Below are 12,570 nucleotides of genomic sequence, written 5' to 3'. Positions count from 1 at the left end.
TTCATATAAATTTTATACTTTTTATCAAATTATTAAAGCGCTCAGTACTATTTATCAAAACGCTCAGGACTACTAAGCCATTGTGAGATCTACGAATGACCCTACATATCTATCAAGCTCGACTGCTACACTATTTGACCGAAAGCGATCGTCCTGAGCGTACAACCTCTGATTATTCACAGACATTAGCTGTGGAACGAGACATTACGTTGCTACCAGTGATTGAAGGTGTACAGGTTTATCCTGAATATATCGCTGATGGTGCGCTTGTCGTAGATGGTGTGACAGGGTGCATTGTAGAGTATGGGCATAACGAGACAATATTAACGAAATATGTTAATACCACTGAGCAAGCAGGACAGTTAGTAGTCAAAGTACATGATTATCGTGACAAACTTATCATGCCAGGCTTTATCGATACTCATGTGCATTATCCGCAAATAGATATGATTGCTGCTTACGGTGAGCAATTACTTGACTGGCTTAACAATTATACTTTCGTCACCGAGGCCAATTTTGGCGATCCGAAAGTAGCGCATGATACGGCACAGTTCTTCTTAAACCAGCTGCTGGCAAATGGTACGACGAGCGCCATGGTGTTTTCTACCAGTCATCCTGAATCAGTGAACGCATTTTTTACGGAAAGTCACAAGCTCAATACTCGTATGATCACGGGTAATGTCTTGATGGATCAAAATGCGCCTGATAATTTGTGTGTGCCTGCTGAGCAAGGCATTCGAGATACCCAGAACATCATTGATAACTGGCATGAGCGCGGCCGTCAGCATGTGGCGATTACCCCGCGCTTTGCTATTACTTCGACACCCAAGCAACTACAAATGGCAGGTGAGCTGTATGCCAGTTACGAGAGTGTTTATCTGCAGACGCATCTTGCAGAAAATCATGATGAGATAGCTTTTGTGAAACAGCTGTATCCCAATCATAAAGGCTATCTAGACGTCTATGATACGATGGGATTACTGGGTCGACGTACGACTTTGGCACATGGTATTCACCTTGAAATATCTGAGTATGAGCGTCTGCGCGCAACTGGCACACAAATATCACACTGTCCGACGTCCAACCTGTTTTTGGGTAGTGGACTATTCGATTTACCCAAGACGTTAAGTTATACCGGTGTCAGTATCGCCACTGACGTTGGAGCAGGGACGAGTCTGTCGATGCTGACGACTCTGTCAGAAGCGTATAAAATCCAACAACTACAAAGTAATCAACTATCCGCTCACCAAGGGCTATATCAAATTACTTTGGGCAATGCACAGTCTCTAGTATTGGATAATAAAATTGGTAACTTTATGCCCAATAAAGAAGCAGATTTTGTGGTCATCGATATGGGTGCAACGGCATTGCTTGAGCGACGTATGGCGCAGACCAAAACACTGGAAGAGCAGTTGTTTGTACTAATGATGCTAGGCGATGATAGAGTAATTGATCAGACAGTCGTCGCAGGCGTGAGTCGCTATCGTAAACCCATGTCTTGGTAAATTAGCGAAAAATATGAATAACGAAAAAGCCCTGTTTATGTTAAACATAAACAGGGCTTTTATCAGTTTGATTTGTGCTTAACGACAGCTTAGTTGCATTCATCTTCTAACTCAATAGACACATGCCAATCCGTGATATCAACCTCATGACAATTATTACCCTCGCCATTGATACGATCAACAACTAGGAAATCACTGTCACGCCCAAGCGCGAGTAGAGGGTGATGCCAGACATTAGCATCGTACTGTACACCTTGGTGAGATTTCGCGTAAAACACTGCTAGGTCATCAGGCGACTGCGGCGGCACACCAGCTTTAGCAACTACGACGATATAGTCTTGGCCTTCCATAGATACAAATGCTTGTGTCCCAAGCGGATGATATTCCATGACCGAAAGGGCAATCGGATTCTCACGCTTTTTGGCTCGAAAGATACTCATGCCAACTGCACCACCGTCTAGTTTACTTTCGGCAAGTGCATGATGACGAACCGCATAGCCATTATTGATCTCATAAGTATTATCAGCGGTTTGCTCATTATCACTATAGCGCTCGATGACCGAGCCATAGGGGGCAAAGTTTGCCTTGGTCAAAGGCTTAGCCGTTAGTGTGACACTCATTATTCAGCCTCTTTGCTATCAATATCAGTACCATTGTCAGTATTAGCCTCAGCAATTTTGCCATACACGCGTACACGGCTGATACCACCATCTGGGAAGATATTGACCCGAATATGGGTGATAGGCTGGTCTATCTCAAGCTTATCTTTACTAAAAGTATGAACGTCGTCAGCATTGGTTTTTTGCGGCTCAAGCAGGGTTTCCCAAAACATACTCTGAGTCACTAAAGTTTGCTCTGGTGTATTTGGTGAGTAGACGGCTTGAATCGAGACTTTATCAGGATAATTGCCTTTAAAATGAGCAGTATCTATCTCGATAGAATCAACGATACCTGCTTGGCCTAGCGCAATGATACTCCAATCATTGCCTGGTTCACGGCGACGACGAGTCTCCCAGCCATCTCCCATATTAGGCGCTTTAGTCGGCAATAGTAAATTACTAGCAGCACCAAAATGCGCGTCGTTACTGGCAATAGCACGACCACCATTTAGCGCACCTGCCAAATCGAGCATTTCGCTCTGTTTGTTCAGACTAGCGTCAAGTTGAATATCACCATAAACCCGTAGTCGGGCAACGCCACCATCTGGATAAATATTCAAACGAATATGGGTTACCGTTTGTCCATGATCAATCTCGATAAGCTCATGATTGTGACCTTGTAGTGGAGTCATACCCACTAGCGCCTGCCATTTTTTACCATCCCAGTCTTCTTTGTTTAGACCAGCAAGCTCAGCTTCATCTTGCTGCAGCAGCTCGGGCGCGTATAATGCATCGACACTGGCAGAAGATGGAAAGTTACCCGTAAAATGACTGGTATCAATATCGAGACCGGCTATTTTGGTTGGGCGGGCCAGTTGGATAACCAAGTAATCGTAACCCAAATGACGCTTACGACGTGTTTCCCAGCCGTCCATCCATTTACCATTGTCATCGAACTTACCCACGACAAAGATAGGTGCATCAGGGTTTAGAATACGGCTTTTATCTGCAAAGAAATCATCGGTAGCGAATAGGGATTTTGCACCCAAGCGACTGTCGGCTACGTTTGATTTTTTGGTGAATGCTGGCAGAGTATCAGGTAGATTGTTTGCGGAGATAATTTGTCCAACTTCTGAAGTGTTTTGACTCACAATGATTCCTTTTTTAATAATGGTGTTTATTAATAATGTATGGCTTATTTTATATATTAACCTATGCTCATTAGTACTCGATTAGCTAAGCAGAACTAGAACAATAGCCTAAGCTTACATCCAGTTGGCAGTATTGTCTGAGGTGGCAGGATGATTTTCGTACCAGTGCTTGGCAATGTCATCACGGCGGCATATCCATACGTCAGGCTTGCTGGTGATATATTGCAAAAACTGCTTTAGCGCTTTGATGCGTCCTGCACGCCCGATAATGCGACAATGCAAGCCAATGGTCAGCATCTTAGGGGTGTGCTCGCCTTCTTCGTATAAGGTGTCAAAGCTGTCTTTCAGGTACTGATAGAAGGGCTCTGCATGAGTGAATCCCGGGCTAGAAGAAAAACGCATGTCGTTGGTCTCTAGGCTATAAGGTATGACCAAGTGCGGTTTACGTGTGATCATATTGCCGTCTTGGACTTTTACATTGAGCCAATATGGTAACTCATCACCGTACGAGTCAGAGTCATAGGTATAGCCACCTTGTTCAGCGACCAGTTCACGAGTATTTGGACTATCGCGTCCTGTATACCAGCCGAGAGGTTGACCACCGAGCATACGTTTAAATATCTGGGTAGCACAGCGAATGTGTTCGCGCTCCGTCTCACGGTACATATCCTGATAAGTAATCCAGCGTAGACCGTGACTAGCAATCTCATGACCATCTTCTAATACACGCTCGACAATATGCGGTGTTTTTTCAGCAGCGGCAGCACAGGTAAACGTGGTGATTGGCACGCCATATTCTTTAAAGACATCTAGCACACGCCATACGCCGACACGGCTACCGTATTCGAATGCAGACTCAATAGACTGGTGACGGTTGTTAAATTCTGGTGTGCCTAAGATATCAGACAAAAAACGCTCTGATTGACCATCGCCATGGATGACGCTATTTTCTGCACCTTCTTCGATGTTTAATACAAATTGTACGGCGATTTTTGCGCCGCCTGGCCAGTTCGCTTTTGGTGGATTGCCAGCGTAGCCTTTTAGGTCGCGAGGATACGTGCTCAGATCAAAGTCACTGGTAATTTTTTTGCTCATTATCTATATTCCTATATCGCTTAGAGCCTTAAATATTTATTTGAATATTGCTCGTAAAGGACAGTTATTTTTTATCAAAAATTAAAGTGATGATGCATAGGCCACGAGCTGTTGGCGCTCCGCATCCGTCAGCTGAGTAATATTACCAAGCGGCATATAGCCAGTCTGTACTGCAGTGACGATTTTAGCTTTATGTATTTTCAGGTCTTCTGGCGTCTGCAAAATAATACCTGCTGGCGGCGCAGCGAAGCCTTGTTGTGTTGGCTGCACCGCATGACAAGTGCTACAGCGTGTATGTACGACATCCATCATGGCGTCATCTGTTGACGTGCTCACAGGTACAGCTTCGGTAGTAGCTGCATCGTTGTTAACACTGTTATTAGCACTATCATTAGAATTGTTATTAGCATTCGCAGCGATATCAGTGCTTGAGTCAGTAGTCGCGCTTGCAGCTGGCGGCGTGCTATCAGTCGTTGTAGGTGCTACGGAAGCAGTAGCAGACATTGCAGGTGCTGGCTCAATCGGTTCAGGTCGCATCCAGATAATCAACAATACGGTTAATACGGCTGGAATAACCAAGTAGCGTGGTTTTTTATGACCCAAATGCTTTTGGTTAAAGTAATGACGAACAGTCGCGGTGATGATACCGACGAAGACCAATACCAACCATCCTTTCTCATGAGCATACATCATTGGGTAATGGTTGCTGATCATGGTAAAGATAAGCGGTAGGGTGAAATAGTTATTCATCAGTGAGCGATTTTTGGCTTGTAATGCCAATTCAGCCACTTCTTTACCTGGTTTTTCGCCGCGCCGCACACAGTCAACGAGTGCACGCTGAGCCGGCATAATACCGAAGAATACGTTACCTACCATTACCGTGCCCAAGATAGCACCGATATGTATAAATGAGGCGCGATCACTGAACAGCTGGTAAGAACCCCAGCTCGCGATGACCAGCAAGATAAAAATCAAGGTACTAAAGATAAACGCGTTTTTACCCAAATGACTACGCACGATAACTTCATAAATGAAGTAACTACCAAACAAGAAAAGCAAGCTGGTGGCAATGGCACCGATACTAGTAAAAGGCACTTTGCTTGGGTCAATTAGGTAGGCAGTTGCATTGGCATAATAGACGATAGACATCATCGCCGCACCCGTCAGCCAAGTGGTATAAGCTTCCCACTTAAACCAATGTAGCGTCTTTGGCATCTCTTCTGGTTCGAGTTTGTATTTGGCAATCTCATAAAACCCGCCGCCATGGACGGCCCAAAGATCACCCGAAATGCCTTTGTCTGTTTTCCACTGTGGCGGTTTGCGTAGGCTTAGATCTAGCCACACAAAATAAAACGATGCACCAATCCATGCTACCCCAGCGATAACATGAAACCATCGGAAAAATAAACTCAACCATTCGAGAAGATAGGCGCCCATGTAATAAATGTCCTTTAATATGACAGTGTCTTAATAAAATGTCTTGGTAATTTCTTTTGATAGTATTTCTTGAAAACTAAAACAAAGCAGAGAGCTAAACAGCACCAAAGCTACGATCCGCGATAAGTGCTATAACCGTGAGCACTAAGCAGAAGTGGCACGTGGTAATGACTGGCATCGTTTATCACGAAGTCGATAACCACTTGCGGGTAAAATGCTGTTAGCTGCTGAGCATCAAAATAAGACTGAGTATCGAACGTTATGGTATAGCGTCCGGTATTTAGCTGATGCTCTGTGCTATCGATGGCTGTATCAAACTGCCAAGCGTCTGGTGTGACACGGCCATCACGATTGGTTGTGCCATGTGCTAGTAATGCGCTGGCACCGTTGTCTTGTACGCGATGTAAGGTAACGGCGACATCAGCCGCAGGTTTGCCAAGATGAGTGTCTAAGATATGTGATGATAGGGTGGCAGACATAATGCTTCCTTTGTATTCGTAAGAAATATAAATCGGATGAAAATGCTAGTCTAACTCTGCGACTACTATTTGCTTGTCGAAGCATTACCTAGCAATTTAGTTAAACGTAGACGCGTAATTTTATTTTGTTCAGCGGCTGCATTTGCCAGTTCAGTAGCACGATCATTAGGCAGGCGCGCTAATAGCAGATCCAGCATTTGCTGCGCGCTTTTACCCGTCGCAAAGACAATAAAAATAAAACCAAATTTATCAAGATAGTCGCGATTGCCTTTGGCAAGTGCTTCGAGCACCTCATCGGCTGCATCGTTAGCGCCTGATTGTTCATGTGCGGCGCTACTTTGTGTGTTGCGATATTTTTCTTTTAGAGATGCCACGTTGCCGATTTGTGGATGCCCATCAAACGCTTCTAATAGGCTAGCCTCATCATTTCGTACTTTGTTCCAGATAGCGTCGCTACTTGCTAACAGTGCATCAACGTCTGCAAAAGGGCGGGCGACTGCAAGTTTATAGGCCCAGCTTTTACTGGTGCAGCAAGTCAATAGCTGAGCGATGGCGACTTCTTGTGATAGGTCGTTGAATTGCGCTAAGGTTAAGCTCACGATGACATCCTTTTCTAATAGGGTAGCCCGTTATCTGTATTGGGCGATAAATGTTTGATAGAGGTTTATACCTTATGATTATTTGCATAAACTTATAGGTACAAGCAGTAATTTTGATAAGTAGCGGTTGCTTCAGCTTCATAGATGATTTGATTAAGCTAGCAGTTATTAATTTGCATAAAATCAAAAGCTGATAATCTATGTGTTCGTAGTCAGAGCTTTGGCGTTTATATACGCTTTGCATAATTTCAAGTTATAGTGAACTGACAATATGAAACAGATTTGCTAAGGAAACACTGATATTTTAGCCGTCCAAAACGTATGGCAAGAAGTGATTAATGACGGCGTAATTGATTTACAGTTCCCATTTTGCTAAAACCTGACTAATTGGTCAACTGTTTTATGCGAAATATTTTTCTTTAACAGGTTATGCTGATCAAATCTATGTATTTATACAAGAATACACAGCAAAATATAGCGACTATTTTGTCGAACCTGTCTCTTAAAGTGAGATACCACTGCTATGACTCAAAATAATCAAAAGGAAGAAACCTCAGTGACTGATACGCCCTCGCACCGTAGCCAACAAGCCATTCGCGCACAGAACCAAGCGCTTATCTTAGCGGCAGCTGAAGAAGAGTTTGTGCTCCAAAGCTATCGCGGCGCTACGATGCAGGGTATTGCCGATAGAGCAGGCTTGCCTAAAGCCAATGTTCACTACTACTTTAAAAACAAAAAGAATCTCTACATGGCAGTGCTGCGTTCGATCATTCAAGAATGGAACGAAGGTTTGGTAACCATTACAGTAGATAGCGACCCAAAAACAGTCATCGAAAAATTCGTCCGTACCAAGCTACATCAAGCCTTTGTCAATCCAAGTCGCCATAAATTGTTTGCGATTGAAGTTATCGGCGGTGCACCGCATTTGCATGAATTTATGTCCACTACGATGAAGGAGTGGGTACACGATAAAGCACAGGTAATGAAAGAGTGGCACAAGCAAGGCAAAATTGGGATTACTGACCCTCTACAACTACTGATTTTGATTTGGGCGACTACCCAACGTTATGCTGAATTCGAGATTGAAATCGTTGGATTAATGGATAAGACGGCGTATGACGCAGCAGATGAAGCACGTGCGGCAGACTTTCTGGTGCCTTTTATTTTAAAAGGCTGTGGCCTTGAATAATGACAAGGTACCTATTTGACAGGGTGCCTATTTAATAAGTCAGGTGCTTAATCAGCGAAGTGCACAGATTATTTCTATTTTTCTGTGCACCTCGTTTACGGCGAAACACTTCGATATGTTCAGCCCTAGCTTACACTTAGCCTTATGCTACTTCTTGCGTTGGTTCTAAGTTGTCTTTTGCATGCTGTGCTTTGGTATCAAACTCGATGCCATAGTTTTGAGGTAAAATCATATCAAGGGTGATGGCCACAATCCCTGCCATCGTTACCGCTGAGCCAAAGATATTCTGAAAGAACTGGGGCGTTTGTGACAGTACATCAGGGACAAAGGCGATACCCGTTGCCAGACCCAGTGAGGTGGCAATGATTAAGACATTACGATGCGTGAATTGCACGGTAGATAAGATACGAATACCAGCAGTCGCTACCGTCGCAAACATCAGTAGCGTGACGCCGCCAACAACAGGCTTCGGTAATTGGGTAAAAATAGCACCAAGGACGGGGAATAGCCCCATCAGGCATAGAATGCCGCCCACATAGAAACCCACATAGCGACTGGCAATACCCGTCATCTGGATTACACCGTTGTTTTGGCTAAAGGTTGTCACAGGGAAGGTATTGAATATCGCCGCAATCAGAGAGTTAACACCATCTCCTAGTACACCACCTTTGATGCGTTTCTCATAGAGAGGGCCTTTGATCGGTTCACCTGATATCATCGAGGTAGCTGTCAGATCGCCTGAGTCTCGATACTGGTAATGATGTACATAAAGGCAATAGGAATAAAAGCTTGCCAATCAAAACCAAAGCCATATTTAAAAGGGATCGGCACCGTAAAAAAAGCCGCTTCAGAAACCAGAGAAAAATCAATACGTCCCATAAATACGGCAGCAATAAGGCCGAGCATCAAACCGATAAAGATGGCGCTTGAGCGAATGACTTTATTATTGATGATACTAATCAGTACGACACTTGCCAGTACACCACCGCCTAAAGGTAAGTTCGGAATACTACCAAAATCTTCAGCACCAAACCCGCCTGCTAAGTCAGTCAGACCTACCTTGGTTAATGACAAACCAATCGTGACAATCACGCAGCCTGTAACAATAGGACTCATAAAAGATTTGAGTTTGGTAATAAACTGACTCAAAAATATCTCAACAAATGCACCGAGAAATGAAACACCAAAAATAACGGATAATATCTCTTCTGGACCACCACCGCGGTTTTTTACCACAAAACCTGCTGTCAGTACCGCTGCCAAAAATCCAAAGCTGGTACCTTGTAACGCCATGAGGCCAGACCCAATAGGGCCTACTTTACGAGTCTGAATAAAGGTTGCGACGCCAGATACTATCAATGACATACTGAGAAGGTAGGGGATATGCTCTCCTAAACCTAATGTGCCACCTATGATAAGAGAGGGTGTGATGATACCTACAAACGCTGCAAGTACGTGCTGTATAGCACCTAAAAATGCTTTGATGGGGGTAGGACGGTCATGCAGTCTATACAGTAAATCGGTATTCGCTGGAACGTTTTCACTCATGGTGGCTTCCTCCTAAAATAACTGCTTAGCACCCGCTTAACTGTAGATATCAGACAATGTGGTAGATCATGAGATCAAAGTTTTGCCTCAATCTTTGACTTGTTTTTTATCGATGTAAACAATAGTGTACGCATCCGTCTGTAAGATAAACAATGAAAATAGCTAATATATGTTGGCTAATATTTGAACAACCTGACCAATTAGTCAGGTCTATTTAGGGTATAGGTAAAATACAAATCATTGTAATGTTTTTTTTGATACTAGTGCGTTTACAGGTTTGTTACGAAGGAGGGAGGGTTAGGTAACATTGGAAAGCAGATCAAAGAAGAGGGGTGCTGACCATTGAGAACGAATAAGTACTAAGACCTATCGTTATATCTATTGCTGTTTTTTAAACAAAAAAAAGCCCAACCATAACGACTATGATTGGGGCATTTCAATTTTGCTTACTTGATATTTATTCTACTATAACCAAAATTGCTACTTTGGGCTTGATGACCATACGGGTGAGCGGATAACGCCTTGCCCTGATTTACCAAATGCTTCGCCACCATTGAGAGATTTGATGGTCAGCACCCCTTTGCCGCCTTGGGTCGAGGCGTAGACCACGCGTTTACCGTTTGGTGAGAAGCTTGGAGCTTCGTCGATACCTGTATTGCCAAGATTGGTAGTGATAGCACCATTGCTATTCATAATAGCCGCTGAGCGTCCACTCAAAAAGGCAATTTGTGTACCGTCACTGCTAAACTGTGGACTGGTCGCATAACCTCCATTTGAAACTTTAATGGTTTGTCCCGTGGCAAACTCGTAGCGATAGACTTGCGGCTTGTTAAAGCCAGTTTTATCACTGACAAAAACGAAAGATTTGCCGTCTGGTGCATAGCTTGGTTGTACTTCACTGCTTGGTAAATTGGTAAGCCTTCTAGGTGTACCGCCGCTGGCACTCATCTCATAGATATCAGCGCTACCTTCAAAACTACTAGAGAATAATATCTTGCTACCATCAGGAGAGAACGAGGGGCTTAGGTTACTACCTGAAAAAGGCGTCAGAGCAGTTGCACCGCCGCCACTGACGTTTTGCACGTAGATAACAGGATATGATTTCTCACGTTGTACCGAGTAGGCGATACGGTTGCCATCAGGTGACCATGCTGGTGAGAAGATAGAGCCTGCCACTTCAGTAATGGTTCTAGCGTTTTCGCCATCAGCATCCATTACTTTGAGACGAGAGATCTTTTGTTTGCCAGTTCCTGTTTCTTCAATATAAGCAATGCGTCCTGAGAAATCCCCTGGAATACCAGTAATCAGCTCGTACACTTTGTCTGCGATGACATGACCGGCATAACGCATACTTTCCCTATTATTGTCGGCGGTTAGGCTTTGCTTGCCTTCTATCACACGACCAGATTTGACATCGATGACTTCGTAATCGGTGATTATTTTGCCACGATTGGTACGCGTACTGCCGACAACCAGATACGGTATGCCCATGCTTTGCCAAACGGGTAATGTACCTGTCAGCTCTTTACTGCTGTGCGGCTGCTGTGGTAGATCTTGATTGGTTACTTTTAGCTCGGTTTTACTCAAGTCATTTAATATAATCGGTGATAAGACAGAGTCACCCGCAAACGATACAAACGCAACTTGGTTTTGCTGAACAGGAATCTCATAGTCCAATTCTAGTACAATAGGTGCAGCGAGCACGCTTTGCGATATTAGCAATGCTGAGGTACTGGCGAGTAATGAGACTAGTAGTTTTTTGTGGGTACGCATGAGTAAAGGGAGCTCCTAAAATTAGTATGATATTCATTTTTTATTTAATGAGACAAGCATCTAGATGAGGCAGCAACCTATGCGAGACAAGCCGCTTAACGTCACGTTACCAATATTATAAGAACCTAGCAACTGATTAATTGCTGCCTTTAAACTGTATGGTAAAAGTCGGGTATTTAGGGTCATCAGCATCAATCGGGAGACTGCCAGTATTGAGTACCGCTTGTTTTGCCGCTTCGTTGACCGTGTTATCAGGTCCAGAGGCCGTCACGTTGATCACATCGCCATTTTCATTGACAGTGATGGTCAAGATGGCACGTTGAGTAGAGCCTCGCGCGGCGGTAGGCGGCGTATAGTTGCGCTTGATTAAGTTGATGATTTCGCTGTTGCTGGCACCGCGACTGCCACTGGATGCAGAACGACTACTGCCCTTGGACGTACTAGAGGTTGACGTATCACCAGACATAGTAGACTGCCCATCTGATAGGCTAAAGGTTTTCCCTGCATTGCCAGAGCCGGCAGTATCAATCTCAATATTGCGATCGCTAGCAGTGGGACGTTTTATCTTTGGTGGATTGTTCTGCTTTTGACGAAACTCTCCCAGCCTTTTTTGTTCTTCTATGAGCTGGTCGCGTTTGCTTTGATCGACTTGGTCAAGCTCTTCCATGGCTGATTCATCTAATTGTGCTGCCCACTCAGCCATTTTGCGCTCATATTCTTGATTTTGCTCAAGCAGACGTTGTTGATGGTCTTCGCTCATCAGTATGGGTTGACCAGCTGGCTCCTCAGATCGTGTAAATACAGGGACACGTTGAGAGCTTGTCTGACTTGGATTTTGCGCACTGACGCTACTACCAGACACTTCTGGTTGAGCACTACTGGACGAATCGCTAGTGCTACTATCCATCTGCATCGCACTGGCTGCTGCACGGTTGGCCAATATTTGTCCTTGCATTTCAGCAAGTTGCTCAGGAGACACCATGACCGTCTCAATACTACCAGCAGTCTCAACTTCAGTGGTTTGATAGTTATAAACCAGTATGCCAATGACAAGGCCATGCGCCAGTAAGCTTAGCAACGTCGGCAGTGTTAGCCCGTTGCTTTCTGGTTCGGTAGGTACATAGACGGCAGGAGCATTATGCATGGTAAGGATACTCATGAACGTGATTTGTCAGATTGATTACTAGGATTGGCT

12 protein-coding genes are annotated in these 12,570 nt (G+C 44.2%); 2 read left to right on the top strand and 10 right to left on the bottom strand.

Annotation, left to right across the window (positions count from 1 at the left end; translation table 11 throughout):
• Positions 1-95 precede the first annotated feature (95 nt).
• The gene (gene guaD, locus I3254_RS12260; RefSeq protein WP_238053051.1) at positions 96-1,505 is read left to right on the top strand and encodes a guanine deaminase; all 1,410 of its coding nucleotides are present in this window, start codon (positions 96-98) and stop codon (positions 1,503-1,505) included.
• 89 nt (positions 1,506-1,594) lie between these two features.
• Here guaD and I3254_RS12255 read toward each other — a convergent pair whose 3' ends face one another.
• From I3254_RS12255 to uraD, 6 genes are all read right to left on the bottom strand, one after another.
• Positions 1,595-2,125, bottom strand: coding sequence for an ureidoglycolate lyase (locus I3254_RS12255; RefSeq protein WP_238053050.1), 531 nt, complete (start codon positions 2,123-2,125; stop codon positions 1,595-1,597).
• Positions 2,125-3,222: an allantoicase gene (gene alc, locus I3254_RS12250; protein ID WP_238053308.1), complete on the bottom strand. Its 1,098-nt coding sequence runs from the start codon at positions 3,220-3,222 to the stop codon at positions 2,125-2,127. Before alc ends, I3254_RS12255 begins: the two co-directional genes overlap by 1 nt.
• A gap of 147 nt (positions 3,223-3,369) precedes the next feature.
• Positions 3,370-4,350, bottom strand: coding sequence for an allantoinase PuuE (gene puuE, locus I3254_RS12245; RefSeq protein WP_238053049.1), 981 nt, complete (start codon positions 4,348-4,350; stop codon positions 3,370-3,372).
• Positions 4,351-4,431: 81 nt separating this feature from the next.
• Positions 4,432-5,787, bottom strand: coding sequence for a urate hydroxylase PuuD (locus I3254_RS12240; RefSeq protein ID WP_238053048.1), 1,356 nt, complete (start codon positions 5,785-5,787; stop codon positions 4,432-4,434).
• Positions 5,788-5,897: 110 nt separating this feature from the next.
• On the bottom strand, positions 5,898-6,266 hold the full coding sequence (gene uraH / locus I3254_RS12235; RefSeq protein WP_238053047.1) for a hydroxyisourate hydrolase: 369 nt from the start codon (positions 6,264-6,266) through the stop codon (positions 5,898-5,900).
• A gap of 65 nt (positions 6,267-6,331) precedes the next feature.
• A complete protein-coding gene (uraD, locus tag I3254_RS12230) occupies positions 6,332-6,865 on the bottom strand; it encodes a 2-oxo-4-hydroxy-4-carboxy-5-ureidoimidazoline decarboxylase (RefSeq protein WP_238053046.1) in 534 nt (177 codons plus the stop codon).
• A 523-nt stretch (positions 6,866-7,388) separates the two neighbouring features.
• Here uraD and I3254_RS12225 point away from each other — a divergent pair.
• Positions 7,389-8,054: a TetR family transcriptional regulator C-terminal domain-containing protein gene (locus I3254_RS12225; RefSeq protein WP_102092158.1), complete on the top strand. Its 666-nt coding sequence runs from the start codon at positions 7,389-7,391 to the stop codon at positions 8,052-8,054.
• A 142-nt stretch (positions 8,055-8,196) separates the two neighbouring features.
• Here the strand turns inward: I3254_RS12225 and I3254_RS14335 are convergent, their stop codons facing one another.
• From I3254_RS14335 to I3254_RS12210, 4 genes are all read right to left on the bottom strand, one after another.
• Positions 8,197-8,772, bottom strand: coding sequence for a solute carrier family 23 protein (locus tag I3254_RS14335; protein ID WP_269117551.1), 576 nt, complete (start codon positions 8,770-8,772; stop codon positions 8,197-8,199).
• Between the two features lie 11 nt (positions 8,773-8,783).
• Entirely contained in the window at positions 8,784-9,602 is an 819-nt protein-coding gene (locus I3254_RS14330; RefSeq protein ID WP_269117550.1) for a solute carrier family 23 protein, read from the bottom strand.
• Positions 9,603-10,082: 480 nt separating this feature from the next.
• The gene (locus I3254_RS12215; protein ID WP_238053045.1) at positions 10,083-11,375 is read right to left on the bottom strand and encodes a translocation protein TolB; all 1,293 of its coding nucleotides are present in this window, start codon (positions 11,373-11,375) and stop codon (positions 10,083-10,085) included.
• A 136-nt stretch (positions 11,376-11,511) separates the two neighbouring features.
• Positions 11,512-12,534 carry a cell envelope integrity protein TolA gene (locus tag I3254_RS12210; RefSeq protein WP_238053044.1) on the bottom strand — a complete coding sequence of 341 codons (1,023 nt, stop codon included), beginning with the start codon at positions 12,532-12,534 and terminating at the stop codon, positions 11,512-11,514.
• Positions 12,535-12,570 lie beyond the last annotated feature (36 nt).

It is taken from the genome of Psychrobacter sp. Ps2 (assembly GCF_022129405.1).
GTDB lineage: Bacteria > Pseudomonadota > Gammaproteobacteria > Pseudomonadales > Moraxellaceae > Psychrobacter.
This window is presented reverse-complemented; position numbering and strand designations above follow the sequence as displayed.

Bases quoted from the DNA above. Each gene is read 5' to 3' on its own strand.
- puuE (WP_238053049.1), bottom strand. From the start codon at position 4,350: ATGAGCAAAAAAATTACCAGTGACTTTGATCTGAGCACGTATCCTCGC.
- I3254_RS12255 (WP_238053050.1), bottom strand. From the start codon at position 2,125: ATGAGTGTCACACTAACGGCTAAGCCTTTGACCAAGGCAAACTTTGCC.
- guaD (WP_238053051.1), top strand. From the start codon at position 96: ATGACCCTACATATCTATCAAGCTCGACTGCTACACTATTTGACCGAA.
- I3254_RS12210 (WP_238053044.1), bottom strand. From the start codon at position 12,534: ATGAGTATCCTTACCATGCATAATGCTCCTGCCGTCTATGTACCTACC.
- I3254_RS12240 (WP_238053048.1), bottom strand. From the start codon at position 5,787: ATGGGCGCCTATCTTCTCGAATGGTTGAGTTTATTTTTCCGATGGTTT.
- I3254_RS12215 (WP_238053045.1), bottom strand. From the start codon at position 11,375: ATGCGTACCCACAAAAAACTACTAGTCTCATTACTCGCCAGTACCTCA.
- I3254_RS12225 (WP_102092158.1), top strand. From the start codon at position 7,389: ATGACTCAAAATAATCAAAAGGAAGAAACCTCAGTGACTGATACGCCC.
- I3254_RS14330 (WP_269117550.1), bottom strand. From the start codon at position 9,602: ATGAGTGAAAACGTTCCAGCGAATACCGATTTACTGTATAGACTGCAT.
- uraH (WP_238053047.1), bottom strand. From the start codon at position 6,266: ATGTCTGCCACCCTATCATCACATATCTTAGACACTCATCTTGGCAAA.
- I3254_RS14335 (WP_269117551.1), bottom strand. From the start codon at position 8,772: ATGATATCAGGTGAACCGATCAAAGGCCCTCTCTATGAGAAACGCATC.